General features: G+C 41.1%; 24 protein-coding genes. 20 read left to right on the top strand and 4 right to left on the bottom strand.

All coding sequences use genetic code 11. From position 1 onward, the window contains the following. The first annotated feature begins 152 nt into the window (after positions 1-152). Together AC3EBE_RS09970 and AC3EBE_RS09965 are read left to right on the top strand one after the other, a co-directional pair. Entirely contained in the window at positions 153-971 is an 819-nt protein-coding gene (locus AC3EBE_RS09970) for a lipid II flippase Amj family protein (RefSeq protein WP_488594875.1), read from the top strand. Between the two features lie 44 nt (positions 972-1015). Continuing rightward, a complete protein-coding gene (locus tag AC3EBE_RS09965; RefSeq protein ID WP_488594874.1) occupies positions 1016-1798 on the top strand; it encodes a class I SAM-dependent methyltransferase in 783 nt (260 codons plus the stop codon). A gap of 50 nt (positions 1799-1848) precedes the next feature. Here the strand turns inward: AC3EBE_RS09965 and AC3EBE_RS09960 are convergent, their stop codons facing one another. Beyond that, positions 1849-2898 (bottom strand): M42 family metallopeptidase, encoded by a 1050-nt coding sequence (locus AC3EBE_RS09960; RefSeq protein ID WP_488594873.1) that lies wholly within the window; start codon positions 2896-2898, stop codon positions 1849-1851. A gap of 201 nt (positions 2899-3099) precedes the next feature. Here AC3EBE_RS09960 and AC3EBE_RS09955 point away from each other — a divergent pair, with 201 nt between their 5' ends. The 4 genes from AC3EBE_RS09955 to selB all read left to right on the top strand — a co-directional run bounded on the left by AC3EBE_RS09955 (position 3100) and on the right by selB (position 7461). Then, complete coding sequence (locus AC3EBE_RS09955) at positions 3100-4002, top strand: superoxide dismutase (RefSeq protein ID WP_488594872.1); 903 nt, start codon at positions 3100-3102, stop codon at positions 4000-4002. 257 nt (positions 4003-4259) lie between these two features. Next, on the top strand, positions 4260-4577 hold the full coding sequence (locus tag AC3EBE_RS09950; RefSeq protein ID WP_488594871.1) for a DUF3892 domain-containing protein: 318 nt from the start codon (positions 4260-4262) through the stop codon (positions 4575-4577). 121 nt (positions 4578-4698) lie between these two features. Continuing rightward, on the top strand, positions 4699-5505 hold the full coding sequence (gene coaW / locus AC3EBE_RS09945; protein ID WP_488594870.1) for a type II pantothenate kinase: 807 nt from the start codon (positions 4699-4701) through the stop codon (positions 5503-5505). Between the two features lie 99 nt (positions 5506-5604). After that, the gene (selB, locus tag AC3EBE_RS09940) at positions 5605-7461 is read left to right on the top strand and encodes a selenocysteine-specific translation elongation factor (RefSeq protein ID WP_488594916.1); all 1857 of its coding nucleotides are present in this window, start codon (positions 5605-5607) and stop codon (positions 7459-7461) included. Between the two features lie 102 nt (positions 7462-7563). On the opposite strand, the gene AC3EBE_RS09935 is transcribed toward selB, so the two are convergent. After that, a complete protein-coding gene (locus AC3EBE_RS09935; protein WP_488594869.1) occupies positions 7564-8076 on the bottom strand; it encodes a DUF3231 family protein in 513 nt (170 codons plus the stop codon). A gap of 316 nt (positions 8077-8392) precedes the next feature. On the opposite strand from AC3EBE_RS09935, the gene AC3EBE_RS09930 reads away from it, so the two are divergent. Further along, positions 8393-9223: an MBL fold metallo-hydrolase gene (locus AC3EBE_RS09930; RefSeq protein ID WP_488594868.1), complete on the top strand. Its 831-nt coding sequence runs from the start codon at positions 8393-8395 to the stop codon at positions 9221-9223. A gap of 37 nt (positions 9224-9260) precedes the next feature. Here AC3EBE_RS09930 and AC3EBE_RS09925 read toward each other — a convergent pair whose 3' ends face one another. Then, positions 9261-9467: a thioredoxin domain-containing protein gene (locus AC3EBE_RS09925; protein WP_488594867.1), complete on the bottom strand. Its 207-nt coding sequence runs from the start codon at positions 9465-9467 to the stop codon at positions 9261-9263. Between the two features lie 235 nt (positions 9468-9702). Between AC3EBE_RS09925 and AC3EBE_RS09920 the strand changes: the two genes are divergently transcribed. From AC3EBE_RS09920 to AC3EBE_RS09895, 6 genes are all read left to right on the top strand, one after another. Beyond that, positions 9703-10311, top strand: a complete 609-nt coding sequence (locus AC3EBE_RS09920) for a class I SAM-dependent methyltransferase (RefSeq protein WP_488594866.1) — start codon at positions 9703-9705, stop codon at positions 10309-10311. 117 nt (positions 10312-10428) lie between these two features. Continuing rightward, positions 10429-11553: a DNA polymerase III subunit beta gene (gene dnaN, locus AC3EBE_RS09915; RefSeq protein WP_488594865.1), complete on the top strand. Its 1125-nt coding sequence runs from the start codon at positions 10429-10431 to the stop codon at positions 11551-11553. A gap of 14 nt (positions 11554-11567) precedes the next feature. After that, positions 11568-12281, top strand: a complete 714-nt coding sequence (locus AC3EBE_RS09910) for a class I SAM-dependent methyltransferase (RefSeq protein ID WP_488594864.1) — start codon at positions 11568-11570, stop codon at positions 12279-12281. A gap of 108 nt (positions 12282-12389) precedes the next feature. Then, the gene (locus AC3EBE_RS09905; RefSeq protein WP_488594863.1) at positions 12390-12767 is read left to right on the top strand and encodes an HIT family protein; all 378 of its coding nucleotides are present in this window, start codon (positions 12390-12392) and stop codon (positions 12765-12767) included. Next, positions 12748-13227 (top strand): NUDIX domain-containing protein, encoded by a 480-nt coding sequence (locus AC3EBE_RS09900; protein ID WP_488594862.1) that lies wholly within the window; start codon positions 12748-12750, stop codon positions 13225-13227. Before AC3EBE_RS09905 ends, AC3EBE_RS09900 begins: the two co-directional genes overlap by 20 nt. After that, positions 13205-13396 carry a hypothetical protein gene (locus AC3EBE_RS09895; protein WP_488594861.1) on the top strand — a complete coding sequence of 64 codons (192 nt, stop codon included), beginning with the start codon at positions 13205-13207 and terminating at the stop codon, positions 13394-13396. The genes AC3EBE_RS09900 and AC3EBE_RS09895 overlap by 23 nt, the downstream gene beginning before the upstream one ends. A gap of 157 nt (positions 13397-13553) precedes the next feature. On the opposite strand, the gene AC3EBE_RS09890 is transcribed toward AC3EBE_RS09895, so the two are convergent. Continuing rightward, positions 13554-14291 (bottom strand): class I SAM-dependent methyltransferase, encoded by a 738-nt coding sequence (locus AC3EBE_RS09890; RefSeq protein ID WP_488594860.1) that lies wholly within the window; start codon positions 14289-14291, stop codon positions 13554-13556. Between the two features lie 387 nt (positions 14292-14678). Between AC3EBE_RS09890 and AC3EBE_RS09885 the strand changes: the two genes are divergently transcribed. From AC3EBE_RS09885 to AC3EBE_RS09855, 7 genes are all read left to right on the top strand, one after another. Continuing rightward, positions 14679-15296: a LysE/ArgO family amino acid transporter gene (locus AC3EBE_RS09885; RefSeq protein ID WP_488594859.1), complete on the top strand. Its 618-nt coding sequence runs from the start codon at positions 14679-14681 to the stop codon at positions 15294-15296. Positions 15297-15301: 5 nt separating this feature from the next. After that, on the top strand, positions 15302-16054 hold the full coding sequence (locus AC3EBE_RS09880) for a metallophosphoesterase family protein (protein ID WP_488594858.1): 753 nt from the start codon (positions 15302-15304) through the stop codon (positions 16052-16054). Continuing rightward, positions 16051-16251: a hypothetical protein gene (locus AC3EBE_RS09875; RefSeq protein WP_488594857.1), complete on the top strand. Its 201-nt coding sequence runs from the start codon at positions 16051-16053 to the stop codon at positions 16249-16251. The genes AC3EBE_RS09880 and AC3EBE_RS09875 overlap by 4 nt, the downstream gene beginning before the upstream one ends. Positions 16252-16254: 3 nt before the next feature. Further along, entirely contained in the window at positions 16255-16521 is a 267-nt protein-coding gene (locus AC3EBE_RS09870; RefSeq protein ID WP_488594856.1) for an OsmC family protein, read from the top strand. Positions 16522-16637: 116 nt separating this feature from the next. Continuing rightward, positions 16638-17183, top strand: coding sequence for an RNA polymerase sigma factor (locus tag AC3EBE_RS09865; RefSeq protein WP_488594855.1), 546 nt, complete (start codon positions 16638-16640; stop codon positions 17181-17183). Continuing rightward, entirely contained in the window at positions 17167-18075 is a 909-nt protein-coding gene (locus AC3EBE_RS09860; protein ID WP_488594854.1) for a hypothetical protein, read from the top strand. Before AC3EBE_RS09865 ends, AC3EBE_RS09860 begins: the two co-directional genes overlap by 17 nt. Positions 18076-18682: 607 nt before the next feature. Further along, positions 18683-19165: a GNAT family N-acetyltransferase gene (locus AC3EBE_RS09855; RefSeq protein ID WP_488594853.1), complete on the top strand. Its 483-nt coding sequence runs from the start codon at positions 18683-18685 to the stop codon at positions 19163-19165. The last annotated feature ends 38 nt before the right edge of the window (positions 19166-19203 follow it).

Genomic DNA, 19203 nt, shown 5'->3' with positions numbered 1-19203 from the left:
TACCATCTTGAAAGAGGTTCCATTTTTATGATGGAATCTTTTTTTATAGCATATTTTCATCTGTATTAGTATAATTGGAAAGGAATGGTATTTTTCAGCTTGTATAAACAAATTGCTTTTTCTTTACCAATAATTTTTTGGAGAGGATCTACTTGGATCTTATTACTCAACGCTTGTTAGTCATTTCGATTTTTATCCTTGTGGTTACTGCGATTGAAACATTGGCATACTCTACGAGGCTTTCAGGTGCCAGGGTAGGACTGATCGCGTCTGCAATCTCTTTGTTTAATACACTGGTAGTTACCAGCCGATTTTCGACAATGTTCCAGCAGCCGCTTACTGGTAAGCTAATAGCAGAAGTTCCAGAAAATGCAAATAGACTAGTTTTCCTTGAACATCAATTCCGGATTTTAATTGGATTCACATCTCTGGGCGTCATTATAGGTATATTTTTATTCCCTTCTTTTATAGCAATATTTTCGAGAGCGATTATACAGCTTTCAAATGAACGCGGGTCCGTATATGCTTTGACAAAAAAATGGTTCAACATAAAAGGGTTTAAAAGGATTATGAAATGTTTTAGACTTCCGAAACCTGCCTTGCTAAAAGGAATTACTAAACAAACCTTCCCTAAAAGGCTGTTTGCCGTGAATGTAATCATTACAGCTGTTTATACAGTTGGAGTGCTTGCTTCCATTTATGGTTCCTTGCTCACAGACCCAAAATATGCACCGGCAGTCGTTCTATCTTCTGGAATTATAAATGGAATCGCCACTATTTTATTGACGCTATTTATCGATCCTAAAGCATCAGTACTCGCAGATCGGGTCTCTAAGGATAAGACTCAATATAACTATTTGAAAAGCTATTCATTTGCGATGATCACCTCGAAATTCGCAGGAACGATTTTAGCTCAGCTGATCTTCATTCCCGCAGCATATTATGTTGTCTGGTTTGCAAAATGGCTGTAATTATGAATAACGATTGTAAAAATTAAAAGTAAGGAATGATGAAGATGGACACAAATGTACAAAATAGTATGGCATGGGATAAAAAGGTCGAGGAAAATGCTGTGTATACTATGGCAGTTTCTTCTGAATCAATCGATAAAGCAAGGGGAGGAGAGTGGGAAATAACGGTAACCGCTGGCAAACCTGTACCTAGGACCTGGTTCCCCAACTCATTAGAAGGGCTGAAGGTTCTGTGTCTTGCTTCAGGCGGAGGGCAGCAGGGCCCCATTTTAGCTGCAGCCGGGGCTGACGTGACTGTAGTCGATATCTCCAAAAAACAGCTGGAACAGGATGAGATGGTAGCACAACGAGAAGGACTCATGTTAAAAACCGTATTTGCTGACATGACTGACTTATCGATGTTCGCTGATGGAGAATTTGATCTTATTGTTCATCCAGTTTCTAATCTTTTCGTTGAGAATATCTCTAAAGTCTGGAATGAGGCAGCTAGAGTTTTAAAGGAAAAGGGTGTCCTCCTATCCGGCTTTGTGAACCCGCTTTTGTTCATTTTTGACGATGAAGAGGACCAGAAAGGAAACCTGGTTGTAAAAAATCACATTCCTTCCTCATCTTTGGACAATCTTACTGAAGAAGAGGTCACTGAGTATTTGAGCTCAGGTAACACCATCGAATTCGGCCATACACTTGAAAGCCAGATACAGGGACAAATCGACGCAGGTTTGGTGGTCACTGGATTGTATGAGGATGATTTTGGCGGCAGGCGGCCATTGGATCAATATATTAAATGCTTTGTTGCCACGAAATCGGTAAAGGTCAGGATTGACTGACAGATACATAAATAAGGCGCCGATTCCACAACGGAATCGACGCTTTTTTTCTACAGTATCATCTCTGACTGTAAGTAATGATAGAGAAGTTTAGCTGTATTATCGATTGATTCCTTATGAGTACGTTCAAAAGCATGGGAAGAATCGATTCCTGGCCCAATTAAACCGTGAATGATATCATGGCCGGAACGGATGGCCGCAGATGCATCAGAACCATAAAAAGGATAGATATCAAGTTTGTAGCCAATGTTATTATCTATTGCAAGCTTGGTCAGTCTTTTCCGCAATTCATAATGGTACGGGCCGCTGGCATCCTTAACACAAATGGAAACAGTATATTCATCGGTCGACTGGCCGTCGCCCATTGCACCCATATCTACAGCCAGATATTCTACAGTCTCTGGGGTAATGTTAGAATTACCGCCGTAACCGATTTCTTCATTATTGGAAATGAGGAAATGGGTAGTATAAGGAAGTTCGATGTGCTCATCCTTCACTTGCTTGATCAGCTGAAGCAGGATTGCCACACTGGCTTTATCATCTAAATGGCGGGACTTGATAAAGCCTGATGGTGTAATTTGTACACGCGGGTCAAAGGAAACAAAATCACCAACCTCAATGCCAAGGTCTTTTACTTCACTGGCATTTTGCACTTTTTCATCCAGGCGGACTTCCATATTGTCCTGGTTGCGCTCCGCTTTGCCGGCATCTTTATATACATGAACCGATGTTTGATGCATGAGGATTGTGCCTGTGTATTTTTTGCCGGATGAGGTTTCTATTTCACAGTACTCTCCTTCGATCGAGTTGTACTTAAAGCCCCCGATTAAATCCAGTTTCAATCGGCCGCTTGGCTTGATTTCTTTGACAATTGCTCCTAGCGTATCGACGTGTGCTGTCAGCATCCGATGATTCTGCCGGTCCTTTCCAGGCAATGTCGCAATCAGCCCTCCCTTGCGATTTCTCTTTGTGTCTACATTCCATTCCTTTAAAAGATTTTCTACATATGTAATGACTTCATTTGTATTTCCTGAAGGGCTGGGGATTGATACCAATTGCTTCAGCAAATTCATTATGTCTTCTGTGTTTGGGTATGCCATTAAAATTTCTCCTTTCGAAATATTGTTTATAACACTTATTATAGACTTTTTCTCTCAAAGCACGTAAAAATTTTAAATCAATTGAGAAATTTGTCCAGTAGTCCATGAGGAATTATTGCTATTTCAGCTGCTTGGCTCCTGTCATTTATATTTGAATGGACTCATATGGTGTTAAAGATGTCTATGAGGGAGGCGAAATATATGGGTGCAGATTTGTATAGAGCAGCGTTATTGGAATGGTGCCAAGATCTGGAGGCAAGCTGGATGGCTGTAAGGGATCAGCTGAGGGACAGCAGTCAGAAATCCCAGCTAAGCGTTTGGGAGGAACAGCTTTCATTTTTTAAAAAGGCAATTTTGACTGGGGAATTAAATGAATCAGAGCTGTATGAAGAAGCAAATGATTTATATGACAACTTTCAACGTTATCTACAAGCTGAAGATCAATCCATCAACCTGGATGAAGATGAAAGAACTCAATCTGTACCAATAGGGGGGCATAAGCTGCCGCCGCTGCCATATGCATATAATGCTTTAGAACCTGTGATTGCCGAGGAAATCATGAGGCTTCATCATTCTAAACATCACCAAAGCTATGTGGATGGATTGAACAAAGCCGAAAAGGAAATGAAAAAGGCCCGGGAACAGGGAGATTTTTCTTTAATAAAGCACTGGGAAAGGGAAGCGGCCTTCCATGGTTCAGGGCATTATCTCCATACCATTTTCTGGACGATCATGCACCCTGATGGAGGCGGAGAACCAAGGGGACAGCTAAGCAAAGCAATCAATCAAACCTTTGGCAGCTTTGCAGCCTTTAAAAAGCATTTTTCTGAAGCAGCAAAGAATGTCGAGGCAGCAGGATGGGCCCTCCTTGTTTGGGCTCCACGTGCCCAAAGACTTGAAATTCTCACAGCAGAAAAACACCAAAACCTTACTCAATGGGATGTAATACCACTTCTCGTACTAGATGTATGGGAGCATGCATACTACCTCCAATATAAAAATGAACGGGCAAAATATATTGAAAACTGGTGGGGTGTAGTGAATTGGAGGGCAGTTGAACAGCGCTTCAATAAAGCCAGGACAATTTTGTGGGAACCCTATTAGGAATCTTAAAGGAAACTATCGGGGAGCTTTATGCTTCCCTCTTTTTACATAAAGCATGTTAAATCCCGTAGTTGATGATTAAATTCTGTTGATTGTAGTGGAAGGCGGGCAGTCTATTACGGGACTTAGCGGGCAGGTTAGACCCCTCAGGAGCAAAGCGAAGCGCCTGTAATGAAAATCATCATCCAAATTTATTAGAGCCTACATAAAAATTGTGATTAAAAACAAAACTAAACATATGTTCGGGAGGTGTTAAAATGGAACAAAAGGATTTTAATCAAATCTACAATGAGTATAGAGAGCAAAGCCAGGAACAGGCAAGAATGGAGTCAACAGAAGCTGGAGCTGCCGAAGGGCAGGATAAAATAGTTGCTGTCCGGAAAAATGATGACGGTGATCTGATCGCTTTTAAAACCGAATCAGGAAGAGAACTTGATTACATTACAGCACTTAATGAAGCCAAGGCTGGGAAACTGGCACATGTCGATGTATTCCATAAGTATGGGCGTGACATTTTGCGGAGCGAGCCAGATGGCATCAAAGAAAATAATCTGGACAATCTGCCAGATTTTTAGGCAAAACTATTCTACTGCAGAAGGCGGCGGTTATTTGGACTGCTGCCTTTCTTTTGCTTTATATGGAGATGGAAAAGTAAAATAAGACATAAAGGCTCAAGAGAGGAGAGGAGCGGTTACAATGCCAAACAGCAGTATAGGAATAGATGCAGGCGGAACTCTCATAAAGATTGCCTACGAAGAGAATGGCAGATTGCTTTATCGAAACTACCCAGCAGAGGAAATGGAGTCAGCGATGGGCTGGCTGAAGATGTTCTCTTTCAGCAAGAGGATCATGCTGACTGGAGGCAGGGCTGCCAAAGTAAAGTCACTTTACTTTCCTGATGCAGAGTTAATTGATGAATTCACTGCAGCCTGTAATGGGGCCAAATTTTTGATGGATAGTTATGATATAACATTTAATGAGAAAATGCTGCTTGTTAACATTGGGACCGGGACGTCGTGGTTCATAATGGATGAGACTAAATCCGAACGCATTCTAGGCAGCGGGTTTGGCGGAGGGACTCTTATGGGTCTTGGCAAACTTTTAGCGGATATCGGTAATTATGAGAATCTGACAGAGCTTGCTTTACAGGGCAATAGGGAAAATATCGACATGATGGTTAAAGATATATACGAGCCTGAAACCCCGCCTATTCCAGGAGACTTGACAGCAAGCAACTTTGCCAAGGCTTCTGCTGGTGAACATCATTCTGTTCCGGATGTAGCTGCATCTCTTATGAATCTTCTTTCAGAAACCATAATATTGTTCACTGGGCAGGCTGCCATGTTGCACAATATCAAAAAAGCGGTTTTTATTGGCAGTACCTTATCAGGAAACAAAGCATTGAAAGAAAGTCTTGCTAAATATGGGAACATGTCAAATCTTGAGACCGTATTTTTAAAAAATGGAGAATACAGTGGTGCCATTGGAGCAAAAATGTTCTGAATTTCGTTTCTTGAACAATACGCTGTTTAAAGTTAGAGTAGTTTTATAGCGAAAATAAAGAAGGTGTCACTTTTGAGCAAGAGATATTTTACGATTGGGATGGCAGGACATATTGACCACGGGAAAACTTCGCTGACAAAAGCGCTGACGAACGTCGATACGGACAGGCTAAAGGAAGAAAAAGAAAGACAGATATCAATAGAACTTGGATTCGCTCCGTTATATGAGGATGAAGAATTACAAATATCTGTAGTCGATGTCCCTGGGCATGAACGCTTTATTCGCCAGATGATTGCAGGTGTTGCCGGGATCGATCTGGTTGTCCTGGTAGTTGCGGCAGATGAAGGGGTTATGCCTCAAACAAAAGAGCATCTTGATATCCTGCGATTCCTTGGAATTCGAGCAGGCATCATTGCCATAACGAAAATTGACCGAGTGGATGAAGAGTTTGCCGATCTGGTGAAGGATGATATTCTCGGAGAACTCGAAGGAACGGTTTTTGAGACAGCACCCTTCATGATGGTCGACAGCCTTTCCAAAAAAGGAATTCAAGAACTGAAAGAGCTGATTATCGAAACTCTGAAGGAGCAGGAGATGCGGGATGCAAAGGGAGCTTTCCGGCTTCCGGTCGACCAGGTTTTTACTGTTAAAGGACAAGGAACAGTTGTCAGAGGAACGGTATATGAGGGGACAGTGGAGGAAGGGCAGCTTCTGAAGATCTTGCCTGGAGGCACAGAAGTCAGGGCGAGGCAGCTTCAGGTCCACCATAAGCCAGCCAAAATGGCCTTTGCCGGCCAGCGTACTGCCATCAACCTATCAGGAGTATCAAGAGATGATATTCAGCGGGGTGAGGTTCTCGTATCCTCAGATCACTTTATTGAGACAAATACGATTGACGTGGCCATTAAAATTGTAGAGGATCTGGAACACCTTGTAAAACAGCGGACTCCGATTAAATGCCATATCGGTACAGCAGAAGTAATGGGCAGGATTGTATTCTTCGACCGGAATGAATTAAAAGAAGAAAACGGAGAAATCCTCTGCCAGCTTCGACTGGATGAAAAAATAGTCACCAAACGGGGGGACCGGTTTATCCTTAGGAGACCAAGCCCGCAGGAAACGATAGGCGGCGGCTGGGTTATTGATCCACGTGGAAACAAGTATCGATTCGGGCAGCAGACGATTGAGGAGCTCGAAAAGAAAAAAGAAGGATCTCCAGCAGAACGTATCCATGCAGCACTTTACGAAGCGAAAAGCCTCCCGATTGAGGAGCTGATTAAACGTACTGCATTAGATGAAGACACGCTGATGACCAATCTAGAGGATCCACAATTCATCAAAATTTCGAGCAGGGAATACAGCTTACAATCACTGGCAGAATTGATAGAAGAAGATATAAAGGATAAGTTGGAAGATTATCATGGTGCGAATTCTATGCGCCCGGGCATGAACAAGGCTGAGCTGCTGCAGTCTCTTCAAAAAATGTTCCCTAAAACTTTAATTGAATTCATCATTGATAAAGGTATCAGTAAAGGGGTTTTTTCGAGGAAGGAGCAATTTATTGCCCTTGCCAGTTTTGAACCTCATGTTCCGAAAAATTGGGAAAAGCGGACAGAAAACCTGCTGAATGAACTTAAGAAAGACGGTTTCAAGGTGGCTTATTTGGACGATTACATAAAAAATGCTGGTATCCCGGATGCGCTCGTAGTGGAGCTGAAACGATTCCTTGAAGATCAGGAAATAATTGTTCCTTTAGATGATCAGTATGCATGGTACGGTGATTATTTTAATGAGGCAGTACAGAAGCTGAAGGCCCAGACTGGACCTGAATTTGAAGTGTCAGGAGCAAAGGAAGCACTGGAGTTATCACGGAAATATATGATTCCTTTCCTGGAGCGTCTTGATGCACTTGGGTATACGAAAAGGGTGGAGAATAAGAGAATTTGGAAAAATTAATTAAAAGCAGCAGTCTATATATCGACTGCTGCTTTTAATCATTTTCAGATGGTATCCGTGAAACTGGCACAAATGTATCCAGCAATAGTTTACATAATATTATTATGCTCGCTCAGTTGATTTAACCTGCAGGGGAGGCGGCACGAGCCATCCTTTTGTTTTATTCAATTTCAGCATTTTAGCTCCAAACTGGGCTTTGGCCATATGGAATTGGCCATACATTGCGGCGATATCCTCCCGGATTGCCTGCCCAATGATCGTACCTGCAGCCACCAGGCCTTCAGCTACATCCTTTGACACTGCTGCACTTATTTCCGGATCAGTAAAACGTGCTCCCGGCGGGATATCCTCAATGTGCGCGACAGGACGTTCAGGGGGAGCCGGTGGAAGGGCGATTCCATTAACTTTTAATAATTCTTCTACCTGACGGTTTTCTTCCTTCATTGCCTCGATTGCTTCCTGAACAAGCTTTTTGAGATCCTCATCGCCAATATGGTTTATGAACGTCTGATAGCCGGCGATCAAACCATGATTAACAGAAAGGTGTGTCCATGTCCCGTAAATCTCGCCAAAATGCATCGGTTCATCCTTCGGGTTTCCGCTTAAAATTCCCATAACAGCACTCCTTATCATATCAAGATTCATAGTAACTCCTTACAAAAAAGGATTTTCACAATACAATTGTTATTTTGTATTGGAAAACACAAATGATACCTAACTAAAGCAGGAAAAGAATGTATTTTACACATTCGAATAGAAATAGAAATATATCATCTCACTGCCGCATCACCGCACTGGGGGTCAGACCCCCAGTGCGGTGATGCGGTAAAGTCAGTCTAAAGTTGTAGTTGTGTTCCTTCATCTTTCCGATGTGATAACAATACCTTTTTAATAAAATAGGTTTATCAAATGGTTGAGGGGAGATTATTAAATGGAGCATTTTATCTGCAATACATGTGGAGTGCAATATGGCCTTACTGCTGAAGTACCATTTTCATGCAGGATTTGCGAAGATGAAAGACAATATGTGCATCCGGATGGTCAATCATGGACTACACTTGAAAACATGCAGAACTCAGGGAACTTTTCTAATACAATAATTAATGAGGAAGCCGGATTGACGAGCATTACGACTTACCCATCCTTTGCAATCGGGCAGACAGCTTATCTGATCCAAAATAGCGGGTTTAATCTATTGTGGGATTGCATTACTTTTCTGGATGAGGACACGATAAAAAGCATTGAAGAGCTAGGCGGGATTGATGCCATCGCTTTGTCTCATCCTCATTATTATTCAGCGCAGATCGAATGGGCGGAACAATTCGATGCAGTCATCTATATTCATGAAAAGGACCGACAATGGGTGACAAGGGAAAGCGAGAGGATCATTTTCTGGAAAGGGGACTCAATCCAGCTTGCAAAAGGACTGACATTATATCGGCTTGGCGGCCATTTTGATGGTGGCTCCGTATGCCATTGGGAAAATGATGCCAATCAGAAAGGGATTCTTCTCACCGGTGACATAATCCAGGTCGTAGCCGACCGAAAATGGGTAAGCTTTATGTACAGTTATCCGAATCTGATCCCTCTGCCGGCTGCACAGGTTGAAGAAATGGCAGCGAAGGTAATGGGTTTGCGTTTTGACCGGCTTTATAATGCTTTCCATAAAATTATAAAGGCTAATGCCCATGAATCTGTACAAAAATCAGCAATCAGATATATACAGGCGCTGCAAGGCAAATTATTGAGGAAACTACCATAACAAAGCTGCCTGAGTAACCCCAGGCAGCTTTGTCTTCTTATTCACCGAACACTCCATTATAAATTTTAGCGACTTTCTCTTTGAAATTCTCTACATGAACGATCCTGGCTTCTCTTAAATATTCTTTGCCGTCTACATATAGGACAAGAACTGGCACCGTAAATGCCATCAGGAATCCCGCAATTTCTTCAACCTTCCCGGCATTGACTAGTCCCATTTCAATTTTCGGGAATTCCACCATCACTTCCTCAACCTGAGGAAGCAACCCATGACAGACACTTCAACTGTCAGTCAGCACATAGATAAAACTGACCTCATGGTTTTGGATCAAGCTTTTTACCTCTTCCATGGACGTTAATTCTTTCATGAAAATTACCTCCTTACAAACATACATACCCTTATTTGATTATCATAGCCCCGGGTCCTTTTATCATACTAAAAAAAGGGTAAAGGGTATAATAATCAAGAGGAGTGATGAAATGGGAAATCCGTGGAATGAAAGATTCGGTGCTGAACAATATGTCTATGGAAAGGAACCAAACAAATTTATACAATCAAAGGTTTCGGTGTTAAAAAATTGCGATAACATCGTTGCATTTGCGGAAGGTGAAGGAAGGAATGCAGTATTCCTGGCTCAAAATGGGCATAAAGTCACGGCATATGATTACGCTTTAAATGGCCTTTCCAAAACCAAGGCACTAGCTGAACATTCAAATGTTAAGGTGAATACCGCACAAAAGGATTTAATTCAGGATGAGGTCCCTCTTGAAGAGTTTGATGGAGCAATTATGGTATTTGGCCATTTTGAAAAAAAGGATCAAAAAACCGTTTTTGACAAGCTGGTTTCAACTGTTAAACCATCGGCCATTGTTATGTTGGAAGTTTACTCCGAGGACCAATTACGTTATAAAACCGGCGGACCTAAAACAGTTGAAATGCTCTATGACCCTTCAGACTTACTAAAATGGAGTCATGGATTTAAAATATTGCACTTTTTCTATGGCGAACAAGAGAGAAGAGAAGGCGAACTCCATACCGGAATGGGGCATGTTATTCAACTGATACTGCAAAAGGAAAAAGTGAAATAAAAAGTCATTTTCAAGCGGCACTTCTATTAAAGAAGGCCGCTTTTTCAGTGTTTTTCCAAGGGTTTTCCATATTAATGTCGAATTAAACTAGTAGGTCGAAATAGTGGGGATGTTTTTATGAAGTTTACTATTTGTCGTGATTTGTTTTATCGCGCACTTGCTGACATCTGCAAAATTACTGTTAATAATGATCAACTGCCATTGCTGAACGGAGTCAAATTGATTGCCGATTCAAGGGGCTTAACATTGATTACAAGCAATCTTACTATTTTTATCGAGACCATTCTTCCAAAATATTTGAATGGAGACCTCATGATTTTAGAGGAAGGAAGTATAGTTGTCCCGGCTAAATATCTCATTGAACTTGTTAAAAAGATGCCAGGCAGGCTAACGGTCACTTCGATTAATCTGACTAAAGTGAGCCTACAGTCAGGTGATATACATATTCAAATGAATGCCTTTAATGCAGAGGATTTCCCTAAATTACCGGATGCCGCTTATTTGCAATCGTTTATCATTCCTGCCAGCGAGCTTATCGACATGTTCAAACAAACATCTTATGCAGCAGCCGTCAATGTCAGCAGGCCGGTATTATCAGGAGTACTATTTTCCTTGGACCGAGAAAAGCTTATTTGTGCAGCTACCAATTCTCACCGGCTGGCTCTCAAAGAAAGGGAAATGAAGATTGGATTTAAAGGAACATGCATTATCCCGCTTCCAGCTGTAAAAGAAATAGTAAGGCAATTTCAGAATGAAAAAAGGAATGTCACTGTATATGTCTCTGACAATTCTCTGATCATTAAATCGCCAAACATTTCTCTTTACACAAGACTGATTGAGGGAACATACCCAAAATTATCTGCTTTAATCCCAAAAGAATTACATACGATTATAAGAATTAATGCAAAGCAATTTTTAAATGGGATTGAACGGGCTTCTCTTTTTGCACGTGATTTAAGGAACAACCACATTAAGCTCGAAATAAAAGAGGGGACATCTCTGTTCATATCCTCCCATTCAAATGACATTGGCAAAATTGAAGAAAAGCAGCAATGTGAATATATTCTGGGAGATAAGGAGCTTGTTATCTCTCTTGATGGAAATTTTTTAAGTGAAGCGTTAAGGGCAGTTGCTGAGGAACAGGTAACGCTTAGTTTTACCGGCACCATGAAGCCATTAATGATACAGCCAGCAAGCTCAACGGGACTTTTCCATCTTATTTCACCAGTTAGAACGCAATAAATAGGGGGAGCGACATGGAAGAAACAATCTATAGCTATGATGATTTATTAATGATGCTCGACAGTTTGTTAAAGGAGGAATCAACTTTCAACTGGGATCAGTTTTATTCTGATCGCCAAAGGAAAATTCCCTTTTTTAAAAATGAGCCGGACGAGAATGCAGCTGAATACTTTAAAAACGGCCAAGTACGGCCTGGCAATGTTCTTGAATTAGGCTGCGGTCCCGGAAGAAATGCCATCTTTTTCGCCGAGAACGGCTGTAAAGTAGATGCGGTTGACCAATCTGTTGAAGCACTGCAATGGGCGAAGGAAAGAGCAGCAGAAAAAGGCGTCAACATCAATTTTATTCAAAATAATATTTTCGACATAGTGTTAAATGAAGGCACATATGATTTTGTTTATGATTCAGGCTGTCTTCATCATATAGCTCCACATCGGCGGATTGCCTATGTGGAACTTGTCAATAAAGCATTGAAACCAGGCGGTGTATTTGGAGTAACCTGTTTTGTCCTGGGTGGTGCCCTTGGCGGTTCAGACCTTTCAGATTGGGATGTATATAGAGTCAAAAGCCTGAGGGGCGGTTTGGGTTTTACTGAGGAAAAACTTAAAAGCATTTTTCATGATTTTGAAGCCGTTGAGATAAGAAAAATGAGAGATGTTGAACAAACTGAAGGTCTTTTTGGCACTTCTGAATTGTGGACTGCTTTATTTAGAAAAAGATTCGAATAAAACACGCTGGATTATATGGGTGGCAGTTGAAATTCCAGTCTAAATCAGTAACCAGAAGGACTGACTGAATACAAAACTGATATCAATTTTATTCAATGGGGGAGAGACATGGGCAAGGACGAAGAGGATTTTTACTGTGATGAAGTGCTTCCAGGTAAGACTGTGGTTCACAAACTGGTTGAAACAAAACATAGTCTGGCATTTTACCATACCAGGCCATATTATGAACATCATATTATTGTGATACCGAAAAAGCATATTCAGTCGTTTTTAACGGTAACCGATAAAGAAGCTGAAATATTGGCTGACGTCCTCAAGGTTGTTAAAGAAGCAGCTGGCATCCTGAATGAGGAATATGGGGCATGCACGATTTCTACGAATATTGGAGATTATCAAAGCAATAAACATATGCACTGGCATGTCCATTTTGGCCAGCGGATCAGAGATGAAAACGGGAGAGTCATTCATGGTCACGACTCAAAATAATGGCTGGGAATTCATCGAGTATCTAAGTTTAAAGTCATCGGATTTATATGAATATGAACCACTGTCAGGGTCATTTGTAATAATTGAATGTAATCGAAAATATCTTCTATGCTTTAATCGCTTCCGACAGCAATGGGAATTGCCCGCCGGAAAAAGAGAACATGGGGAAACGGCCCTTCAATGTGCAAAACGGGAATTGTTAGAAGAGACAGGTCAGGAGATAATTGACCTCGCATTTAAAGGAATTGCCCGGCAGCAGAATCGATCTGCCAATAAAATCAAGCATAATCCTATATTTTACGCTTCAGTCAAACAATTGACCCCTTTTATTGAGAATGCAGAAACCACTCACATCATGCTTTGGGATTTGCTGGAACCTATACATATTGATCAGGCAGATTTAGATTTGCTGAGAAACTTTGCAAGGAGGAACATCGATGCTCAAGCTGAGAAACCCTAGGAATGCATCCCAAATCATCTTTATTGGGTTCATTGTCGCAACCGTGACAACGTTCGCGGACCATTACATAACGTGGGGAAGCAGGATATATGCCGGAATTTTCGCTGGATTAGTCAGCGTATTAGCGATCTGGCTAGCTGACAAATTGTTTAAAAGGAAAGAGGTTTGATCTTTTGCTAAAGTGAATCTGAGATGTTTTTTTAAAAAAGGGCAGAAAGATAATTTACACAAGAAAGGCGGAAAGCTGGTCAAAGTTGGCCAGCTTTCGGTTTTACTAAACTGATTTTTCCCTATTAAATATCAGTAGCTATTAAGTATATCATCCACTATTTTACACACTTGAATATAATGGTAGTGGGCAGCGCGGAAACCTTTGCTTCATTATACCACCGGTTTTCATGTCTTGTTTTTAATTCGTCCGTAAATCGGACATCCTCTATCATACTTTGAATTTTAAAGCCGGTGCTGACCAGCTTATTTATATATGTACTTACTTTATACTGCTGCATGAACGCTGGCTCGCCCCATGCCTCGTGCGCGTAGCTGCCTTCCTCATGATAAGGCTTTGCAAACAACAGTCCATTCTCACTATTTTTCACTCTGCTAAAAAGGGGATGTTCCCAGCTGAAAATAAAAATGCCACCAGGCTTCAAATAGGTATAGACGTTGTGCAGAGTCAGATCTAGATTCGTCGTCCAGCCAAGTGCAAAAATGGAGTATACGATATCAAAATAGTCTTTAGGCAAGCCGAGATCTGTCTCCATAGGTGATTCGAATAAATTAGATTCTTCATCCTGCAACAGCATTTTCGCCGTTTTAATTTGAGTGCTGGACAAATCCAGTCCCCATAATTCGGCAGCATTGCGCTCAGCCATATACTTCAAAGAATGTCCGCTGCCACAGCCCACCTCAAGAACTTTTAAACCAGCAACTTCACCGAATAAATTCAATTCATCTTCTGTAGGTGCAAATGGACCATATTCAGGCAATGAAGTCCTTCCAAAAAAGCGGGGTGCAGCTTGATCCCAGCTTTTCTTATTTATTGCTAAAGTTTCCGAATTCATAATACTGCCTCCTAACTGTTGCTAAAAGAATATTCTATATCGAATGTTTAATTACCTTTAGGACTGCAGACTAAAATCGTTATAAAAATACCTTTCAGAAATGATAAGGCATTTGGCATTGTGACCGAGAATCAATCTAGCTGCCATTAAGATTCCACGTCCAGATTTTTATAGTTTGATGTCTAACAAATTCGGTGCAATTCCTTAGGGGCAAAATTAAATTTCAGAAAGGAATTTCATCATTTTCGCAGAAGTTTTAGTAAAGTAACATTAGCTAATCTAATTTATTATGAAACTGGGCAGTCAGGTTTGCTTTAACAATATGTCTGAGGCACATGCTTTTTTTTACGAGATTTTGAGAAAAGTTAGAAGAGAAGGTTTTATAGAATGATTACAGCAGCAGTCCATGGGTTTATTTTAGCATTTGGCCTGATACTTCCATTAGGAGTTCAAAATGTGTTTGTATTCAATCAAGGAGCATTGCAGCCTAGCTTTAAAAGGGCAATGCCGGTAGTATTAACAGCATCCCTTTGCGATACAATTTTGATATTAATGGCGGTTTTAGGAATATCTGTCCTTGTTCTAAAAATCAGCTGGCTGCAAACTTTACTTCTTGCTGGCGGTTTTATCTTTTTATTATATATGGGCATAATCACATGGCGGTCAGCACCAGCAGGGGAATCAGCAGGAAGAGAGTCATTTTCACCCAAAAAACAGATAGCCTACGCAGCCTCAGTGTCGCTGCTTAATCCTCATGCAATTCTGGACACAATCGGCGTGATCGGAACAAGTTCGATCGCTTACTCAGGTAATCCAAAGATTGCATTTACAATGGCCTGCATCCTTACCTCATGGATTTGGTTTTTGTTGCTTGCATTTGTCGGCAGACAAGCAGGACGGTTGGGGAAGTCCTCCAAATTCCTGGCTATTCTCAATAAAATATCTGCAGTGATTATTTGGAGCACAGCTATTATTCTTTTGCAATCACTTATACAAATGAGGTAGAAACTATGAAATTTGCCGTCTTAACCGATATCCATGGGAATTCAGATGCTTTAAGGGCAATATTAAAGGAAATAGATAATTTAGAGGCGATTGACCATATTTACTGCCTTGGGGATATGATCGGGATTGGCCCGGATTCCAATGAGGTACTTGACATGCTATTCGCCAGGCGTAATGTATCCATGATAACCGGCAATCACGATGAAGCCATCCTGGCATTACTAAAAGGGGAAAAATATCCTGAAAGCCACTTAGATGCAAGGGAGCATCATAGGTGGATTGCTGAACGGCTCGACCCAGCGTTTATCCCCAAAATAGAACAGCTCCCCAGGATTATTGAGAGGGAGATAGAGCAGCACTCAATTCTATTTTGCCATTATCAATTTCGGCCTGGAAGAGAGTCACATCACATAAGCGAGGATCCATTCAGCTCAATTGAGAATCCTTCATTAGTAAACTTAGAGACCCTGTTCTTCAATCGGACAGAACAGGCAATTTTCTTCGGTCATCATCACCCAGTCCATTACTTTAAGAATGATAGGACACTATTTGTCAATCCCGGTTCTTTGGGATGCACCGATGAGCCAGCCGCATTATTCGCTATTGTGGAAGTTAATACTGAAGGTATGGAAGTTCACCTCAAAAAAGCAGCTTATGATAATACCCGGTTCTTGTTATCCTACGAAAAACTAAAGGTGCCTGACCGGGATTTCATTTTAAAAACGTTTCATGGCAACCAAGGAGGAAAAATAAAATGACCAATACTATTCACTTAACTGATATCAATGTTTATCAGGTTGATACAAAGAATAAAGTCAAGAAAGCTGTAATTGAAGGATTCCCTGAACCAATCATTTATGGAGTTCATAGTGGAGTCAAGGAGTTTTACAAGGTTGAAACCGACAAGGAATATCCATCAACGTTAGACCATATTGTTGCTGCGGCAGGCGGCTGACTGGTGGGGACACTTTCTGGTGCGCTGGAAGCGCGCCAAATCCCTGCTGTTCCTGATAAGGTTAAGGCAAATGTACAAGGAGTAATTCAAGCCCCTGAAGGTGTGTTAAAAATCACGAAAATCTACTGCCACTTTGAAGTCAAAATCCCTTCAGGCAAAAGAGAAGCTGCCGAGAGAGCACTTTCGGTGTTTGAAAGAGGGTGCCCAGTAGCTCAAACTCTTAAAGGAAGCATCGAATTTATCCATTCTTGGGAGCTAGAAGAATATTGATGACCCTGATGAGTCCTCTATAATGCGAGGGCTCATTTCTTTTACAGATCCAATTCTTCAAAATAACTGTCACACTTTTTTATCACACACGACTGATAACTAGTGGAGGAAATGGGGTGGGAATAGGAGTGGAACAAAACGAGGAAAAAAAATTAATGGAATGGTATCAAAGCTATTACGGCGACATTTATCGCTTTATCCTGTTTATGCTTGGCGATCGGCAATCCTGTGAAGATTTAGTCCATGATACATTTGTACGCGCATATACGGGAATCTGGCGTTTCGAGAATCGATCTAGTCCAAAAACTTGGTTATTCAGCATTGCCCGGCATGTGGTGCTCGATGAGATCAGAAAGAGGAGGCGCAAAAGAATTTTCACTGTATTAACAGGTGAGAAAGAGATTCCTTCTTCCTTTGATATTGAACAGTATATTTTCAATCGGGATGATGTAAGGCAATTGCTTGTGAACATCAAAAAGCTGAAAACGGAATATCGGCTCGTCATCACTTTGAAAAATATTGAAGGATGTACAACAAAGGAAATAGCTGAAATCCTTGGCTGCAGCGATGTTAAGGTGAGGAAAACATTATCCCGCGCAATAGCTGCGTTGAGGAAAATGGATGGCATGGAAAGGGGGAGAGATAATGAACAATCATCCTGAAGATAAATGGGAAGTTTTAAAAAAGGTGGAACCAGCTGAGACTGAAAAGTCCGCAACACGCAGCAAAATACTTGCAACAATCAGAACAAAATCTTCCCAAAGGAAGCGGCAGACTGACTTTGATTGGAAGTATATTGTACTTACCAGCCTTTTTCTGATTATCTCTGCAGGTACTCTCCTGCATCTGCAGTCAGCTCAGCCAAAGCTTGGATCTTCAAATTCGGAAACAGCGAACGAGGCGGATTTCACATGGGAACTGGAAAAAGTGTACAGTGAGAAAGACGGGGAAGGCTATATCTTCTATAAAAAAAACGTCTCAGCCCAGGTTGGTTATGCTGAGGATGTAACCAGCAGCAAAAAAACGGATATTTTCAGAAACAAACCCATACATCTCGTGAAAGAAATGGAGAACTTCCCATACCCAACCACATTATATATCGAACATGTAAAAATGCAGGATGTCAGTCTTCGATACCATTTTTTAGTTACAGCGGGAGAACATATTACCCATTTTAGCTTCGATTACCCCAAAATCGATTATGCCGAAATCTTTCAGCTGGTTGCCTCATTGAATTTTAAAGGCAGTACCCCTTACAAACATGGTGAACAGTTGTACGTTACACACGGATATGATACTCTTCCATATCCTGTTGGAATAGAACCGGTCAACGAATACGGGGAAAATACAGAGAAATATACTTGGGAAAAAGTGAGCAAAAAAGAATTCAGCCAATACCTCGAAAAAATCAAATCAACAGGAGAATGGAGAGAAAAGCAGGGCGGAGGGAAATCTTATACATTCGAGTCTGTTACGGGGTATGTAATTGTGAAAATTACACTTGATGGAAAGATGATAACATTTGAATATTCGTATCCAAAGCAGGAGGAGTAGTGCAGTAATAAGACAGGTTCGAACCCTTTTTTAATAAAGCATTTTCGCAAAGATTGTGGCCTTCATCAATGTTGAATTAAAATCCTGTTACACTGCGTTCCAGGCGCGCAGACTCCTTCGGGATGGAGCGGGACAGGTGAGACCTAGGTAGAAATGGCCCGAAAAGAAGGGTCATTTTACCCCGCAGGAGCTAAAGCGACGAGGAGGCTCACCGCACGCCCCAAGAAAAATTTGCTCTTGAAAAAGCCGGCAATTGGGCTTTTTCATAATTTTTCAGAGGAAAGCGAAGCCCCTGGAACGGAAAACAACAGCGTTTTACTGCAAAGCCCTTTTTAAAAACATAGGGTTACCTTTTATAAAAATGGGAGTTCTCTTTCAAAATATATATAGAATAGCAACAAATTATAAGAAAAGAGCCTTTAATAAAGATACTATAATATCCCAATGTTGATTTTTAAAAAAGGGTTTTTAGTTTCTAACAGCGAATAAAATTAAACAGTAAAAGCCAGATAGTTTAATACGACTTTATATATTCAAATTTAAAACAATTGCCATCATGCAAGATAAAAAAGAGATCTAACAGCTGTTTTTGAGAGGAGCAGGATGATTGATCAACTTAGTGCCTGTTAAGCAGGAGGATGAAAGAATTCTCCATAATATCATGCAATTTTATATTTATGAATTCACAATGTTTCAGGACATCAGGCTCGAGGAAAATGGCAGCTTTGCTCCGTTTGACTTGACAGCCTATTGGAACGATCCGGATTTGCACGCTTACTTTATCGAATACAAAGGTGAGCTGGCGGGATTCGCGTTAATCGAAGCCGGAACGGAAGGAGCACCAAATATCATTCGTGAATTCTTCATTATGAGAAAATTTAGCCGTCAGGGACTTGGTCAGGATGCCAGTTCAAAGATCTTCAACCTGTTCCCTGGTACTTGGAGTGTCACTCAGGTAGAAAAAAACAAGCCAGCAACAGCATTTTGGCGCAAGATAATCAATAAATACACGGACGGAAACTATACAGAAGAACTTGATTCCAGGAATCGCCCTACCCAACTGTTTCAATCAAAGCTTCTGACGAAATAATCCTTGCAACAAGAACAACCTTGTCATATAATGGTAAA

The organism is Mesobacillus sp. (assembly GCF_057785455.1).
The sequence above is the reverse complement of the archived record's forward strand: the minus strand, read 5'-3'. Positions and strand labels throughout refer to the sequence as shown.